Source organism: Billgrantia desiderata, from assembly GCF_900108215.1.
GTDB lineage: Bacteria > Pseudomonadota > Gammaproteobacteria > Pseudomonadales > Halomonadaceae > Halomonas > Halomonas desiderata.
In genome coordinates, this window is the sequence record NZ_FNVC01000015.1 from 93,892 (window position 1) to 109,653 (window position 15,762).

Here is a 15,762-nt window from a genome sequence, read left to right on the forward strand (position 1 = left end):
AAGTGGGACGGAAATTTTGAGTCACGCTAGGGTAGCCGCGAGGCTCATGCTGCGCAACTCGTCAAAAAGGCGTGAACGGAACTCAGGAGGAGCCGGCCAAAGCTGAAAAAACCGCATCCCCCCTGACAGCTCCGGCATCGCGCGTTACCATGGTCCCTACATGCACTCACCGAAAGGTTCATCAATGCAGATTGCGCAGAATTCAGTCGTCGCGTTTCACTACACCCTGACCAACGATGCAGGTGAAGTGCTGGACAGCTCGGAAGGTCGTCAGCCGCTGACTTATCTCCACGGTGCCGGCAACATCATTCCCGGTCTCGAGAAGCAATTGGAAGGGCGTGAAGCCGGTGAAAAGCTCAATGTGACCGTCTCCCCCGAAGAGGGTTACGGCGAGGTGCAGCCGCAGCTGGTGCAGGAAGTTCCGCGCGATGCCTTCCAGGGCGTCGAGTCCGTCGAGCCGGGAATGCAGTTCCAGGCCCAGACGCAAGGCGGCCCGCTGATGGTCACCGTGACCAAGGTGGAAGGCGATACCGTCACCGTCGACGGCAACCATCCGCTGGCCGGCCAGAAGCTCAACTTCGACGTCGAGATCGCTACCGTACGCGAAGCCAGCCAGGAAGAGATCGAGCACGGCCACGTGCACGGTGAAGGCGGCGTCGAGCACTGAGCCACCGCGTGACGCTCGAGAGTCATCCCGAGGAGGGCAGCCACGCGCTGCCCTCTTTTCTTTGCTGCCGGCCTGGGGGTCACAGCGTCTCTTCGAGCCGCCGCAGGGTGCGGTAGCCACCCCACAGCCGCGTGGCGGTAGTGATCAGGCACGCCACGGCAAACAGCGTGGCCAGCAGGGCGAAATGGTTCGGCCACAGGCAGAAGAGCACGAAAGCCAGAATGGTTTCCGTGCCCTCGGTCAAGCCATGCAGATAGTAGAACGCCTTGCGCTGGAAACGCGGACGCTCGAGCCCGTGCCGGGTGGCCATGATGGCAAAGGCCAGAAACGACGTCCCGGTGCCGATGAAGGCAAACAGCAGGAAGGCGGCGGCCAGCGCATTGGCTGCCGGATCGGCCAGGGCGAACCCCAGCACCACGGCGGCATAGAAGACGAAGTCGAGGCCGATGTCGAGAAAGCCCCCGGCATCGCTCGCCTTGCCCGTGAGCCGTGCCAGGGCGCCATCCACGCCGTCGCCCACCCGATTGAGCAGGATCGCGGCCAGGGCCACGAGGTAGAACTCCAGCGCCAGCAGCGGCAGGCTGAGCATGCCGATGCCAAACGACACCAGCGTCACCCGGTCGGGGCGAACGTTGCAACGCTGCAGCCAGCCTGCCACGACCTGCAGCGGGGCCTGCACCAGCGGCATGGTCCAACGATCAAGCATCCTTCCTCCTCGTCTCCGTCGAGGCCGCCCTCGTCTCGCTTCGATGGACCCCACGCCGCCAGGCGAAGTAGCGTGCCAGCCAGCGCAGCAGCCGCTCGGGCTTGTGCGCGTTCTTCCATAGACCGGCCGTGGCCTTGGCCGCCTCGGACCAGGTGGGGTACGGATGCACCGTGCCCAGCAGCTTGTTCAGCCCGATGCCGTGGGTCATCGCCAGGGTGAACTCGGCCAGCAGCTCGCCGGCCCCCTGCCCCACCACGCTGGCACCGAGAATGCGATCCCGGCCCGGCACCGTCAGTACCTTGACGAATCCTTCGGTGCGTCCCTCGGTGATGGCCCGGTCCAGCTCGGCGAGCGAATAGCGCGTGACCTCGAACTCGACGCCCTGACGGCGCGCCTCGCGTTCGCTGAGGCCGACCCGGGCCACCTCGGGTTCGGTGAAGGTGACCGCCGGCAGCGCTCGATAGCTGACCCGAAAGCGCTTCAGCTCACCGAACAGCGCATTCACCGTGGCATGCCAGGCCTGGTGAGCGCTGGCATGGGTCAGTTGGAACGGCCCGGCCACGTCGCCACAGGCCCAGACATTGGGCAGCACCGTCTGCAGACTTTCGTCCACCGCCAGAGTGCCATCGGCATTCGTCTCCACCCCCAGCGCTTCGAGCCCGAGGCCGGTCACGTTGGCCTGGCGCCCCACCGCTACCAGCAGGCGATCGAACGGCAGCCTATGCATCTCGATCTCGCCCGAGGGGAGGCGACGCTCCACCTCCAGCACATGCGCGTCATCGGCGCCCGGCCCGACGCGCAGCGCACAGGTGTCGAGCCATAGCTCCACGCCTTCGCTGACGAGGCGCTGACGCAGCAGGTCGGCGGCATCGACGTCCTCCCGTGGCAGCAGTTGAGGCCCCATCTCGACCAGGCTCACCCGACTGCCCAGGCGGGCGAAGCTCTGCCCCAGCTCGCAGCCGATGGGGCCGCCGCCCAGCACCACCAGGCGCTCGGGAAGGGCCTCGAGCTGCCACAGATTGTCCGAGGTCAGCACCTCGATGGTCTCGAGGCCAGGCAGCGGCGGCACCTTCGGACTCGCGCCGCTGGCCACGATCACGTGTCGGGTGGTCAGCACACGCTCACCATCGGCTGCGCGGACCCGGACGCGCCAGGGATCGTCGAGCCGCGCCTCTCCCGCCAGTACCTCGACCCCGAGGCCCTCGTAGCGCTCCCGGCTGTCGTGGGGCTCCACGTCGCGGACGGCACGCCGCACGTGCGCCATCACGGCGCCGAAGTCGACCCGGGGTTCGTCGGCCTGGATACCGTAGCGGCCGGCATCGCGCACCTCCGCCGCAGCCCGCGCCGCGCGAATCAGCGCCTTGGACGGCACGCAGCCGGTATTCAGGCAGTCGCCGCCCAGGCGGTCGCGCTCCACCAGCGCCACCCGGGCCTTGACCGCCGCCGCGATATAGCTGGCCACCAGGCCAGCGGAGCCCGCGCCGATCACCACGATGTCGTAATCGAAGCGTGTCGGACGCGCATGACGCAGCGCCAGCCGACGACGCTTGACGATGGCTACCAGGCCCCGCGCCAGCCAGGGGAACAGTCCGATCAGCACGAACGAACCGACCAGCCCGGGCGAGAGGATGTCGGAGAGCGACTGCAGATTGCCGAGTTCACGGCCGGCATTCACGAACACGGCAGTGCCCGGCAGCATGCCCAGCTGGCTGACCCAGTAGAAGGTCCACAAGCGCATGCGGGTGAGCCCCACCACCAGATTGATGACGAAGAAGGGAAACAGGGGGATCAGGCGCAGGGTGAAGAGATAGAAGGCGCCCTCACGTCGAATGCCCGCATTGATGCGCTCGAGCTGCGGTGCGAAGCGCTTCTCCAGCGGCGCCCGGGCCAGGGTGCGGGCGATCAGCGCCGCCAGCGTAGCGCCCAGGGTACTGGCGAAGGAGATGATCAGCAGCCCCCAGCCGAAGCCGAACAGCGCCCCGCCCAGCACCGTCAGCAGCGTTGCCCCGGGCAGCGACAGCGCGGCCATGAGCACGTAAAGCGCGAAGAAGCCACCCACGACCACGACCGGCTCTTCGGCCAGCCAGGCCTGAAAACGGGCCTGCTCGGCTTGCAGGTTGGCCAGGGTCAGCAGCTCGTTGGCGCCGCTGAGAAAAAAGAGCGCTACGATGGTAAGCAGGACGAGAACAAGCACAAGACGGCGGCGCGTCACGGGTGACTCCGGTGCAGTGACTTTAAACAGAGGTTATACGGAACCTCAGTCGCTTGACAGCTTCCAACCTTACACAACGATACGAACCCCAAGAGGCGAACCGTCATGATCGGGATACGAAGCCTGGCCCTGGCTGGCGCAGTGCTGTTGGCGCTGCCCTGGGCAAAGGGCATGGCCAGCAGTGAAACTGCCACCGCCGTGTTCGGCGGCGGCTGCTTCTGGTGCGTCGAGGAGGCCTTCGACAAGGTGGAGGGCGTGACCGCCACGACTTCCGGCTTCAGCGGCGGGAACGTCGAGAACCCCAGCTATCAGCAGGTAGTGGCCGGCAACACCGGTCATGCCGAAGTGGTCTTGGTGGAGTACGACCCCGCGGCGGTCGACTATGCCACGCTGCTGCACGTGTTCTGGCGCAACATCGATCCGTTTGCCGTCGACCGTCAGTTCTGCGACGTGGGCGAGGCCTATCGCAGCGCGATCTTCTACGCCAGCGACGCGGAACGCGAGCTGGCCGAGGCCACCCGCGACGAACTCGCCGTGCGCTTCGAGCGCGACATCGCCACCGAGATCTCCCCCTTCGAGGTCTTCTATCCTGCCGAGGAGTATCACCAGGATTACTATCGCAAGAATCCGGTGCGCTACAACTACTACAAGGCGGCCTGCGGGCGCGAACGCCGCCTGGAGCAGGTGTGGGGCGACGAAGCCGGCGGACTATCGCAACGCTGACAGGCGCTCGAAGCCACGCTCGCCGCGCCACAGCCACAGCGCGATGGCGAACGTCAGGCTGAGCAGCAGCCAGGAACCGATCGCCACGCCGAACCAGCCGCCGCGCTGCCAGAACGGCTCCAGCCACAGGCTGCCAAGACTCGCTCCCAGGTAGTAGAACACCAGGTAGAGCGCCGAGGCGCTGCCCCTCGCCCGCTCCGCCTGACGACTGACCCAGCTCGACGCCATGGAGTGGGCGAGAAAGAAGCCCACCGCATTGACGGTCAAACCGGCAATGATCCAGGCCAGCGAGTCGGCCAGGGTAATGAGGGTTCCGGCCATCAGGATGAGAATGCCCAGCGCCATGCAGGCCGGCTGGCTGAAGTGGCGTGTCAGGCGGCCGGAGAGCGCCGAGCTGAAGGTTCCGCCCAGGTAGGTCAGGAAGATCATGCCCAGCCAGCGGGCGCTGAGCCCGAACGGCTCATCGGCCAGGCGGAAGGTGATGTAGCTGTACTGATTGATGAAGATGAGAAAGTTGATGCCGCCCAGCAGGTAGGCGGCCAGCAGCAGCGGATGGCGCAAATGCCCGCCCAGATCGGCCAGTGCGCCGCTCAGCTCGAAGCGCCGCGGCTTGAACTGGCGCGGTGGCGGCAGCAGCCTCCAGAACAGGGCCACCCCTGTCAGGGTCACCAGCCCCACCGCCAGAAAGCCGGCACTGGCGCCCCCCAGCTCGCCGATGCCACCGCCGATCAGCCGCCCACCGATGCCGCCCAGGGTGTTGGCACCGATGTAGAGCCCCACGGCCGCCATCAACGCCGGCCGGTCGAACTCGTCGCCCATCCAGGCAATGGCCACCGCCGGCAGCCCACCGAGCACGAAGCCCTGAACCAGGCGCAGCGCCAGCAGGGTCTCGAAGTTGGGCGCGAAGGCCAGGCCCAGCGAACAGAGCCCGGTCAGCAGCAGCGTCACCCGCATGATGCCACCGCGGCCAATGGCATCGGACAGGGGGCCGAACACCAGCAGTGCCCCCGCCAGGGCCAGGGTGGCAACCGACATGATCAGACTCACGGCCAGGGTCGAGACGCCATAGGCCTGGCGCAGGTCCGGCAGCAGCGGCTGCGGCGCATAGAGATTGACGAACACCAGAATGGAGCCGAGACAGAGCGCCAGAGTGGCCCGCCACCAAGCGGGGGAACGCGCAGATATCATGCCGGTTTCCTGAGTGGGGAAGCTTGGCGCTCATGATCCGCCATGACATATGATAAGCCAAACAGAATAAAAAGATCGCAGTCATCTGTTATTCTTATCACCGTTCTCATGATCGTGCTTATCAGGAAGCGCCATGGCCCTGCCCTTCGACTTACGCGCCCTGCGGGTCTTCGTCACCGTCGCCGACCGCGCCGGTTTCAGCGCTGCCGCCCGCGAGCTTCACGTGGCACAGTCCGCCATCAGCCAGACGATCGCCAACCTCGAACGCCAGTTGGAGCTGATCCTGTTCCACCGCCACGAGCGGCGTATCACCCTGACGCCGGAAGGGGAGGAGCTGTACGCCCATGCCCGCGAACTGCTCGAACGCGCCGAGAGCACCCACCTGGCCATGCGCGAGCTGCACGGTCTGGTCAAGGGCGAGGTGCGCATCGGTATCCCCTCGATGCTCGGCTCCTACTACTTCCCGCCGCTGCTGATGGGTTTCAAGGCACAGCATCCCGGTATTCGACTCACCGTGGTGGAAGCCGGCGCACGCCGGCTGCAGCGCATGATTGCCGCGGGCGAGCTGGACTTGGGGGTCGTGGTCGATGACGAGCAGAGCCGGCCCATGCAGCGGCAGCATCTGACCCGTGAAGAGATGGTGGTTTGCGTGCCGCGCACCCACGCCTTTGCCAGGCGCCGCAGCGTGATGGCGGAAGAGTTCTTTCAGGAGCCGCTGGTGCTGTTCCAGGACGGCTACTTTCATCGCGAGTTCGTCGAGGCCCTGTCGCGCCAGACAGGGCTCACGGCCAACGTGGCCTTCCAGTCGAACCTGATACCGCTGACCAAGGCCATCGTGCGTCAGGGCTTCGGCATCACCACCTTCCTGCGCCGGGTGGTGGACGAACCCGGACTCGCAGCGGTCTCCTTTGCCAACCCGGCGTGGCTCGACCTGTCACTGGCCTGGGCGCAGGACGCCTACCTGTCGCGAGCGGAGAGCGCCTTCGTGGAGTACGTCATCGCTCACCGCGAGGTCTTGTAAGAGTGAAGCGCCAGCTCTCGGCCATGCTGCGTTAAAAATCGGCGCGAAGTTGTCATTTACCCCAGTAAACTCCGCCTTCTTGCCGATTTTTGCCTTGCCTGGCCATCGCGCTGACGCTTCTTGAGGGGTAGCCAGAGATGCTTCTCAGCCCTCGCCCGGTTCGGTGACGCGCTGTGCCAGCGTAGTCGGTTCCAGGGTCCGGCGCGCCTGCCAGTAATAGCGCTGCCAGTAGCTGTTGCCGAGCTGCGAGAGCCTCACACCCCGGGACGTGGAGGCGTGCAGGAAGTAGCCGTCGCCGACGTAGATGCCCACGTGGTCGTAGCGGCCCGGCGGACGGAAGAAGACCAGGTCGCCGACCTGCAGCTCATCGCGGGAGATCTCGGTGCCCTGACGCACCTGCTCGCCGGTGGAACGCGGCAGTTGCAGGCGGAAGGTTTCGCTGAAGATCGTCTGCACCAACGCCGAGCAGTCGATCCCGTTGCGACCGGTACCACCGATCCGGTAAGGGGTCCCGGCCCAGCGCTCGTGCTGCGCCAGCAGCGCTTCGCGGATCAGCTCGGGCGGCGGGTTGTGCAGGCTGCTGACCCGGAGGATGGGATTGTCCACCGGAGACATCATCGGATTGAAGGAGGACGACATGCCGGGCAACTGTCGTGCAAAGTAGTCGTCGGGCGCCTCCAACGACGTTTTCGATGGGCCAGCACATCCGGACAACAACGCCAACAATACACCGAGTAGAGCGATACGACTCGATCCCGTGGCTACCATCTTGCGAGGTCCTCGTTTCCCTGAGCCGCACGCATGCCCGGGTCGAGCAAGAAGCTCTACCTGACTGCCCGAGAGGATCGCTGTGGTAGTGATGCCTGGCGACGTATCGCCCGTACCACTGCCAAAGCGGCCTTGCGTTGGCTCGCGATTTAGCCGTTTCCAAGCCCCCTCAGCGGGGAGCCGGTTTCAATAAACTTGCTGACTATAAACCACACTTCCCGACCGGAGCGAGCCCTAATGTAGCGTTTTGACATCGCCCGGTAACGTGTCGATATGCATAGGTGCCCAATGGCGCGGTCTCGCCCCGGGAAAGTCCAGGCTAGCCCAGGGGCCCGTCAACGGTGGCGCCCCCGAAAGCCACGCCACCAGGGCCTGGCGGAAGCTGCCCAGGAAGGCCTCCCGCTCGGGGGTCTCCCCCATGAAGAACGAGAACCCGGCGTAGAGCCCGCTGGCATAGGCCGTCCAGCTGCCGTAGTGTGCCGCGGCCAGCCCATGGGCCCGTTCCAGCACACGGCTGAAGGCGTCGTCGTCGAGCCAGCCCAACTGTCTTCCGGCAATGGCCAGATCCACCGCCTGGGCCACGTCCCAGGCGGTCATGTCCAGCTCGTTGCAGCCATCGGTGTTGTCGCGAACCCGCTGCAGACGCAGCAGGTGGTTGCGATCCTCTTCGCTGCAGTCGCCGCTCTCCAGCATGGCGATCTCCGAGGCCAGCCGCTGGCCATTCAAGGTATAGGGGGCGTAGTTGATCTGATATTCCTGCCGATCGCCCGCCTCGAGCAGAAAATCGAGAAACTCGGCGAGTTCGCGCCGTCCATGCAAGCCGTAATGGCCGTCGATCCACTCTCGAATGGATGCCGCCTCACGCTCGCTCTCCACATGCGGCTCGCTCCAGGCGGCATTGTTGAGCGGCCCCACCAACGCCATGGCCGTGAAGCGCGACAACGTGGGGCGAGGCCCCGGCTCATGCCACTGGGAAGAGTGCCAGTCGAGCCAGTGGAACGGGCTGCCCGGGTCCTCCAGGTGCCAGCGAATCTCATGGATCAAAGGGGGATGCTCGCCTTCGGGCAGCAGCGTCTCCCACTGCGCCCAGGCCTCCAGCAGGCGCCGGGCATCGGGATAGAAGCGGCACAGCGTGCCACGCAGCGCCTCGGCCAAGGTCTCCAGCGCCTGGGAATCGAATGCCTCGCTGTCCATGGCCATCTGCAGATAGAAGGCATACTTCTCGGCCATGTGGATGGTCGCCGCATGACGACTGCCCTGCTTCATCGCTTCGAGCATGGCCCGGTCGGCGGAATTGGGACGACCGAACGGCGTCTCGGTATCGGGCAGGATACCGTGGGCGGCATCGGCGGCCAGCTGATTGAGGTGGTGGGCCTGGGCAGGCAGCCAGTAACGAGTGAGCGCTTGCACACCTTCGTCGGGGTGCAGGCCGAGGGTCTCTTCGAGATAGCGCAGCGCATCGCCGCGCCGCTCGGCGGTAATCGCCACGGCGACGCCTTGACGCATGCCGAACTCGGGCTCGCGTACCGCGGCCAGTGCCAGCACCCAGTGCCTGGGTGAGCGCCGCCAGGCCATGATGGAGGCACGCGATGCCTCGCGCTCCGCTTCGCTCATCAGCTGCTGCAACGGCATGCGCCAGGGGCTGACCGGCGAGTTGAACAACAGCCCCCAATCGCGCTGCATGTCGCCCAGCCGGTCGCGCCCTTCGAACAGACTGCAGCCGCGCTGGTAGGCCCGCGCCAGCGCCGACCAGTCGCTGTAGCGGCGCAGCACCAGATCGGCAGCATGCGCGGCCAGCTGCTGGGCCTCGGCGACGCTCAGCCAACCGGCACAGGCGCCGGCCCAAGCCAGATCGACCATGCGCAGCCAGTCCCAGGCAGCCCACTCGAGCGGCTCGCCGTGCTCGATGAAGCCCAGCAACACCCTGCCATAGTCGCGCTCAGCGGGTGCCAGGCCGGCAAGCCACTCCTGGCGCTCGGCGCTCGAGGCCGTCAACAGACGAGCGGCATCGAGATCCCAGCCCTGTCGATGGCCATAGCCCGCTAGCCACAGCAGGGTCTGGATCGCTCCTTCGCGGTTCTCCAGTTGCCAGTAACGCTCCATCCACTCCGTCACACCGGGCCAGTCGATGGCGGCAGGCGGAGCCTCCAGCACCGGAGAGAAGGCCGCCCGCAGACGCCAGATGCCGGCATGCTCCTCGTCGGCCCAGAGCGAGGGGCGCGGCTCCTTGCGCCGTTTGGCCACCCACGCGGTCAAGGCGTCCCAGGTGATGCCATCGCCATCGCGCTCGAGTGCCGCCAGCGCCTCGCAGGCTTCCCAGAAATCGTCGTCACCGCGCACCCAACCCTCGGCGCTCTTGGCGTGACGCAGCGCCTCGAGCCACTCCTCGAGGCTATCGTAGCGACTGACGATCTCCTCGGTCAGACGCATCAACCAGCCGCGCAGGCGTGGCTCGGTCAGCCAACTGGCCGACCCCGCCAGAGCAAGCAGCTCCAGGGCGGCCAGCAGCCGGGCCGGGTCGGCCGTATCGGTGCCGAAGGCCTCGATGAGCCGCCAGCCCAGCTCGCCGCGATCGGCCACGCCCAGTGCCTGCAGTCTGGCACTGGCCGCCTGGGCATCGATCATGTTGGGTTCGGGCTCGAAGGCCCAGTCGCACAGGACCAGCTGCTGAGCCCACCAGGCGAAAAGGGGATCGACCAAGTCTCACCTCGACGTTCAACCAGCATAAGAAGGAGCGGCATCGCCTCTCCCGGGAAACCGGCGCCTAGTGTAGCGGAAAGCGCCGCGCGCGCCGATGATCTTGGCGCGGAAAAAAGCTCATGACGCGTGCTCTCAGGTCTTGGCGAGTCGTTTTAAATAATGCACACTCGACAGACAAGATAATCAACACCGGAGCTTCCATGTCCCTCCCTGCCGACATCTTCAGCGACAAGGCCTTCATCGGCGGCCAGTGGCGCGACGCCGAGCGGCGATTCGACGTGACCAATCCCGCCAACGGGGAAACGCTTGCCAGCGTGCCCGACCTGAGCGCAGACGACGCTCGCGACGCCGTGGCGGCCGCCGAGGCCGCGTGGCCGGCCTGGCGTCGTCAGACCGCCAAGCAGCGCACCGCCCTGCTGCGAGCCTGGTTCGATGCCATCATGGCTCACCAGGAGTCGCTGGCACGTATGATGACCCTGGAACAGGGCAAACCGCTGGCCGAGTCCCGCGGCGAGGTGGCCTATGGCGCTTCCTTCGTGGAATTCTATGCCGAACAGGCCAAGCGCATGGCCGGCGAGACCCTGCCGAGCCACGGTGCCGACAAGCGCATTCTGGTGTTTCGCGAGCCGGTCGGCGTGGTGGCGGCGATCACGCCGTGGAACTTCCCGCTGGCGATGATCACCCGCAAGTGTGCGCCGGCCCTGGCCGCCGGCTGCCCGGTGGTGATCAAGCCTGCCGAGGCCACGCCGCTGACCGCCCTGGCCCTGGCCAGGCTGGCCGAGCAGGTCGGCTTTCCCGCCGGCGTGCTCAACGTGGTCACGGCGAGCCGCCCCGCCGAGATCGGCGAAGTGCTGACCAGCGACCCGAGGGTACGCAAGGTCTCCTTCACCGGCTCCACCGCCGTCGGCAAGCGACTGCTCGCCCAGTGCGCCGGTACGGTGAAGAAGGCTTCCATGGAGCTGGGCGGCAATGCGCCCTTCATCGTCTTCGACGACGCCGATCTGGACGCCGCCGTCGAGGGTGCGGTGGCTTCCAAGTATCGCAACTCCGGCCAGACCTGCGTGTGCACCAACCGTCTGCTGGTACAGAGCGGGGTCTACGAGGCCTTCGTCGAGAAGCTCGCCGCACGCGTGGCTCAGCTCAAGGTGGGCAACGGCCTCGACGAGGGCGTGGTACAGGGGCCGCTGATCAACCAGGCCGCGGTGGACAAGGTGCAGTCCCACATTGCCGACGCCCTGGCCAAGGGCGCCCGCCTGGTCTGCGGTGGCGAGCCCCATGCGCTCGGCGGCACCTTCTTCCAGCCCACCGTGGTCGCCGACGTCACCGATGAGATGCGGGTGGCCCGCGAGGAGACCTTCGGCCCCCTGGCGCCGGTGTTCCGCTTCGACAGCGACGAGCAGGCCATCGCCATGGCCAACGCCACCGAGTTCGGCCTGGCGGCCTACTTCTACGCCCGCGACTATCGCCGGATCTGGCATGTGATGGAGGGTCTCGAATATGGCATGGTGGCCGTCAACGAGGGGATTCTCTCCACCGAGCTGGCGCCCTTCGGCGGCGTCAAGGAGTCGGGCCTGGGTCGCGAAGGCTCACATCACGGCCTGGATGAATTCACTGAACTAAAATACGTCTGTGTCGGCGGCCTTTGATCGCCTGCAACGTCCACGCACGAAGGGAGGCAAGATGAACAACGCACAGCTCAACGAACTCAAGCAGCGCTACGTGGCCAACGGCGCCGCCAGCCCCGCCACCCAGTTCGCCGACCGCGCCGAGAACGCGCTGATCTGGGACGCCGACGGCAACCGAATCATCGACTTTGCCGGCGGCATCGGCGTGCTCAACATCGGCCATCGCCATCCCAAGGTGGTGGAAGCGGTGAAGGCCCAGCTCGACAAAGTGATGCACACCTGCCAGACCGTGATGCCGTATGAGGGCTACGTCAAGGTGGCGGAAAAGCTCAGTCAGGTCACGCCCGTACGTGGCCACGCCAAGGTGATGCTGGCCAATTCCGGCGCTGAGGCGCTGGAGAACGCGGTGAAGATCGCCCGCGCCGCCACCGGCAAGAACAACGTGATCTGCTTCGATGGCGGCTATCACGGCCGCACCTTCATGACCATGGCCATGAACGGCAAGGTCGCCCCCTACGCCAGCGACTTCGGCACCATGCCGGGCAACGTCTTCCGCGCCCCCTACCCGGTGCCCTACCACGGCGTCAGCGAGGACGAGGCGATCCGCGGCCTGAAGATGGCGATCAAGACCGACGCCAACCCCCGCGACACCGCCGCCATCGTGCTCGAACCGGTGCTCGGCGAGGGCGGCTTCTACCCCGCCCCGGCCAGCTTCCTCAAGGCGATCCGCGAAATCTGCGACGAGCACGGCATGTTGATGATCGTCGACGAGGTGCAGTCGGGCTTCGGCCGTACCGGCAAGCTGTTCGCCATCGAGCACAGCGGCGTCGAGCCGGACATCATCACCATGGCCAAGAGCATGGCCGACGGCATGCCGATTTCCGCCGTGGTGGGCACCGACAAGGTCATGGACGCTTCGGGCCCCAACTCGCTGGGCGGCACCTATACCGGCAACCCGCTCTCCTGCGCCGCCACCCTGGCGGTACTCGACGTGTTCGAGGAAGAGAACATCCTCGAGAAAAGCATGGCCCTGGGCGACAAGCTGGCCAAGCGCTTCGCCCAGTGGCAGCGCGACTTCGACTGCGTCGACAACGCCCGCAACATGGGGGCCATGGCCGCCCTCGACCTAGTGACGGACAAGGCCAAGCACACCCCGGACGCCGATCTGGCTGCCGCGCTATGCAAGAAGGCCCGCGAGAAGGGGCTGATCCTGCTCTCCTGTGGCCTCTACGGCAACACCATCCGCTTCCTGATGCCAGTAACCATCGAGGACGAGATCCTCGAAGAGGGCCTGGACATCGTCGAAGCCGCGCTCACGGAACTGGTCGGTAGCAAGGCTACCGCCTGATATACGCTGACGGAAAAGCGCCTGCCGCTGCGGGCAGGCGCTCCTCCTAGGATAGCCGTCATGAGCGAAGACGAGACAAGGCGAAATCTAACGAGAGAGCGGAGTTTACTTTAGTAAATGAGCATCTCGAGGCAGATTTCAACGCCGTATCGTCGAGCGCAATAGGCTATCAGGCAGGCATGTCGTTGGCTTTGGGGTCGCGCGCCCACACCCTGTGCTGCGCCATGGCATCGCGCAGTGCGGTGAAGACGTCATCCAGCGAGGCGCCGGTCAGCACGCCCTCCTCATTCGTCGGGAGGTCCGCGGCATCCAGCAAGAGCTTGCCGTCGCCCACCGCGGCGATTGCCTTGAGGTGCTTGTAGGCTTCCTGCACGTAGTAGCGACCCAGCCCCGAGCGGGCCAGCGCATCCACGCTGTCGCTGCCACCGGGCACGATCACCGCGTCCACCGCCACCGACGGCATGCCGTTGAGCATGGCGTCGGGGGTCACCGGCTTGCCGTCGGCCGCTTTCAGCGGGGCCATGCTGGGGGCGATCACCTTGCCCTCGGCGCCTTCGGCCTCGAGCTTGCGCTTGAGCGCCTCGACCTGGCCGGCATCGACCCCATCGGCGGCCAGGATGGCCACCTTGCGGTACTTGATGTTGCCGGGAAGGCGCGCCATCAGGCTCAGGGCGGGCGACTCCTGCTGTGAACTCCTGCCCAGCTCCTCGGCAGGCGCAGGCTTTGCGCTCGGCGTCTCGATGCCGTGGTTCTCGCCGACCCGGCGGGCCAGCTCGAGATCGATGTTGGGCAGGATCTCTTTGATCACCCGCTCGCGGATCCACGGCCGCTGCACCTTGGAGAGCTCGAAGGTGTAGGCGGCGATGATGTGCTCCTTCTCCACCTCCGTCTGACTGTTCCAGAACAGCGTAGCCTGGGAATAGTGGTCGCCGAACGAGGGGCTGCGAGCGCGCACCTTGTGCGCATCGATGCGCTCGTAGTGGGACTCGAAGCCGCCGTGCTCTGGCCCTGGCGGGGTCTCGCTGGGCCAGCCGCCGTCGATGGAGTTGGGCTCGTAGGAGGCCTGCCCCTTGTTGATGGTCTGGCGGTGCATCGAGTCGCGCTGATTGTTGTGGAACGGGCACACCGGCTGGTTGATCGGGATCTCGTGGAAATTGGGCCCGCCCAGGCGCAGCATCTGGGTGTCGAGATAGGAGAACAGCCGCCCCTGCAGCAGCGGGTCGTTGCTGAAGTCGATACCCGGCACGATATGCGCAGGGTTGAAGGCGACCTGCTCGGTCTCGGCGAAAAAGTTATCCGGATTGCGGTTGAGCACCATCTTGCCGATCGGTATGACCGGCACCTGCTCCTCGGGGATGATCTTGGTCGGATCGAGCAGGTCGAAGTCGAACTTGTGCTCGTCCTCCTCCTCGACCACCTGGATGCCGAACTCGTACTCGAGGAAGTCGCCGTTCTCGATGTCCTCCCACATCATGCGCCGATTGAAGTCGGGGTCGCGGCCCCACAGCTTCTGCGCCTCGTCCCAGATCAGCGAGCAGGTGCCGGCCAGCGGCTTCCAGTGGAACTTGACGAAGCGCGACTTGCCCTGCCTGTCGATCAGGCGGAAAGTGTGCACGCCGAAGCCTTCCATGTTGCGGTAATGCCGCGGGAAGGCGCGGTCGGACATGGTCCACAGCACCATGTGGGTCGACTCGGGCATCAGCGAGACGAAGTCCCAGAAGGTGTCGTGGGCCGACTGCCCCTGGGGAATCTCGTTGTGCGGCTCGGGCTTTACCGCATGCACGAAGTCGGGGAACTTGATCGCATCCTGTATGAAGAATACCGGCATGTTGTTGGCCACCAGATCCCAGTTGCCCTCATCGGTGTAGAACTTGGTGGCGAAGCCGCGCACGTCGCGTACGGTGTCGTTGGAGCCGCGCGCGCCCTGCACGGTGGAGAAGCGCACGAAGACCGGCGTCTTCTTGCCGGGATCCTGGAACAGCCCCGCCTTGGAGTACTGGGCGGCGTTGTCGTAGGGCTGGAAGTAGCCATGGGCCGCTGCACCGCGGGCATGCACGATGCGCTCCGGAATACGCTCGTTGTCGAAGTGGTTGAGCTTCTCACGAAAGATGAAGTCCTCGAGCAGGGTCGGCCCCCGCTCGCCTGCCTTCAACGAGTTGTGGTTGTCGGCGATGCGGGTGCCGTGATTGGTACGCAGGTCGTGCCCGGTGGCATCGCTGCGGTACTTCTCCAGATTCTCGGACTTGCTGTGTTCGCTGGTCTTGAAGTCGGTGTCGTTGGGTTGGCCGCTATTGGACGTGGTGTGGGGGTTGTTCGCCATGCTCGAACTCCTGTAGTGACAGTGGGATCCATCCTCCCTGGCGCACGCTTGCGCTCCGCCTTGGCTCGGCAGTTATGATTTCTCGAACTCCGACTGACAAGGTAGTTCCAGCCCCGCAGGCCGCCAATCGCCACAAACTATGGCAACAAAAGAAGTAACTATTCAGGTGGCTGCGGATGGGATATCGCCAACCAGCTGATTTTTCTGGCATAGTGCACAGCATCATTCGGCACACCTATGCGGTGATATGACCATCAGCGATATCAACGTCGACGAGGCCCTGGAGCGGGTCCGGCAGCAGCTCAAGGAAGACCAGACGGTCTCGCCGTCGCTGCGTGCCGCCATCGATGTGCTGATGCTGCTGGTCAAGCTCATGGCCGATCGCCTGGCCACCAGTAGCCGCAACAGCAGCAAGCCACCGTCCCAGGATCCCAATCGCCAGCGCCGCTCGCGCGCCAAAGGCGAGCGGCGCCCCGGCGGACAG

General features: G+C 65.6%; 12 protein-coding genes. 6 read left to right on the forward strand and 6 right to left on the reverse strand.

Annotation, left to right across the window (positions count from 1 at the left end):
- Positions 1-184 precede the first annotated feature (184 nt).
- Positions 185-667 carry an FKBP-type peptidyl-prolyl cis-trans isomerase gene (locus C4S71_RS14245; RefSeq protein ID WP_103969571.1) on the forward strand — a complete coding sequence of 161 codons (483 nt, stop codon included), beginning with the start codon at positions 185-187 and terminating at the stop codon, positions 665-667.
- A 79-nt stretch (positions 668-746) separates the two neighbouring features.
- Here the strand turns inward: C4S71_RS14245 and C4S71_RS14250 are convergent, their stop codons facing one another.
- Together C4S71_RS14250 and C4S71_RS14255 are read right to left on the reverse strand one after the other, a co-directional pair.
- Positions 747-1,373 carry a CDP-alcohol phosphatidyltransferase family protein gene (locus C4S71_RS14250; RefSeq protein WP_086510811.1) on the reverse strand — a complete coding sequence of 209 codons (627 nt, stop codon included), beginning with the start codon at positions 1,371-1,373 and terminating at the stop codon, positions 747-749.
- Entirely contained in the window at positions 1,366-3,585 is a 2,220-nt protein-coding gene (locus C4S71_RS14255) for an FAD-dependent oxidoreductase (protein ID WP_103969572.1), read from the reverse strand. The genes C4S71_RS14250 and C4S71_RS14255 overlap by 8 nt, the downstream gene beginning before the upstream one ends.
- Before the next feature lie 105 nt (positions 3,586-3,690).
- Between C4S71_RS14255 and msrA the strand changes: the two genes are divergently transcribed.
- Positions 3,691-4,308 (forward strand): peptide-methionine (S)-S-oxide reductase MsrA, encoded by a 618-nt coding sequence (gene msrA, locus C4S71_RS14260; RefSeq protein WP_103969573.1) that lies wholly within the window; start codon positions 3,691-3,693, stop codon positions 4,306-4,308.
- On the opposite strand, the gene C4S71_RS14265 is transcribed toward msrA, so the two are convergent.
- Entirely contained in the window at positions 4,294-5,496 is a 1,203-nt protein-coding gene (locus tag C4S71_RS14265) for an MFS transporter (protein WP_103969574.1), read from the reverse strand. The genes msrA and C4S71_RS14265 overlap by 15 nt on opposite strands.
- A gap of 133 nt (positions 5,497-5,629) precedes the next feature.
- Between C4S71_RS14265 and C4S71_RS14270 the strand changes: the two genes are divergently transcribed.
- Positions 5,630-6,517: a LysR family transcriptional regulator gene (locus C4S71_RS14270; RefSeq protein WP_103969575.1), complete on the forward strand. Its 888-nt coding sequence runs from the start codon at positions 5,630-5,632 to the stop codon at positions 6,515-6,517.
- Positions 6,518-6,661: 144 nt separating this feature from the next.
- Here C4S71_RS14270 and C4S71_RS14280 read toward each other — a convergent pair whose 3' ends face one another.
- On the reverse strand, positions 6,662-7,198 hold the full coding sequence (locus C4S71_RS14280; protein WP_086510806.1) for a C40 family peptidase: 537 nt from the start codon (positions 7,196-7,198) through the stop codon (positions 6,662-6,664).
- 321 nt (positions 7,199-7,519) lie between these two features.
- Positions 7,520-9,985 carry a DUF1266 domain-containing protein gene (locus C4S71_RS14285; RefSeq protein ID WP_103969577.1) on the reverse strand — a complete coding sequence of 822 codons (2,466 nt, stop codon included), beginning with the start codon at positions 9,983-9,985 and terminating at the stop codon, positions 7,520-7,522.
- A gap of 200 nt (positions 9,986-10,185) precedes the next feature.
- Here C4S71_RS14285 and C4S71_RS14290 point away from each other — a divergent pair, with 200 nt between their 5' ends.
- Both C4S71_RS14290 and gabT read left to right on the forward strand, forming a co-directional pair.
- Complete coding sequence (locus C4S71_RS14290) at positions 10,186-11,631, forward strand: NAD-dependent succinate-semialdehyde dehydrogenase (protein ID WP_103969578.1); 1,446 nt, start codon at positions 10,186-10,188, stop codon at positions 11,629-11,631.
- A 34-nt stretch (positions 11,632-11,665) separates the two neighbouring features.
- Positions 11,666-12,958, forward strand: coding sequence for a 4-aminobutyrate--2-oxoglutarate transaminase (gabT, locus tag C4S71_RS14295; RefSeq protein ID WP_086510803.1), 1,293 nt, complete (start codon positions 11,666-11,668; stop codon positions 12,956-12,958).
- A 169-nt stretch (positions 12,959-13,127) separates the two neighbouring features.
- On the opposite strand, the gene katE is transcribed toward gabT, so the two are convergent.
- A complete protein-coding gene (gene katE / locus C4S71_RS14300; RefSeq protein WP_103969579.1) occupies positions 13,128-15,278 on the reverse strand; it encodes a catalase HPII in 2,151 nt (716 codons plus the stop codon).
- 247 nt (positions 15,279-15,525) lie between these two features.
- Between katE and C4S71_RS14305 the strand changes: the two genes are divergently transcribed.
- The coding region (locus C4S71_RS14305) for a DUF6444 domain-containing protein (RefSeq protein ID WP_235014456.1) at positions 15,526-15,762 on the forward strand (237 nt) is incomplete at its 3' end.

Coding starts and splice junctions, on each gene's coding strand:
- C4S71_RS14265 (WP_103969574.1), bottom strand. CDS start 5,496: ATGATATCTGCGCGTTCCCCCGCTTGGTGGCGGGCCACTCTGGCGCTC.
- C4S71_RS14250 (WP_086510811.1), bottom strand. CDS start 1,373: ATGCTTGATCGTTGGACCATGCCGCTGGTGCAGGCCCCGCTGCAGGTC.
- katE (WP_103969579.1), bottom strand. CDS start 15,278: ATGGCGAACAACCCCCACACCACGTCCAATAGCGGCCAACCCAACGAC.
- C4S71_RS14290 (WP_103969578.1), top strand. CDS start 10,186: ATGTCCCTCCCTGCCGACATCTTCAGCGACAAGGCCTTCATCGGCGGC.
- C4S71_RS14270 (WP_103969575.1), top strand. CDS start 5,630: ATGGCCCTGCCCTTCGACTTACGCGCCCTGCGGGTCTTCGTCACCGTC.
- msrA (WP_103969573.1), top strand. CDS start 3,691: ATGATCGGGATACGAAGCCTGGCCCTGGCTGGCGCAGTGCTGTTGGCG.
- gabT (WP_086510803.1), top strand. CDS start 11,666: ATGAACAACGCACAGCTCAACGAACTCAAGCAGCGCTACGTGGCCAAC.
- C4S71_RS14245 (WP_103969571.1), top strand. CDS start 185: ATGCAGATTGCGCAGAATTCAGTCGTCGCGTTTCACTACACCCTGACC.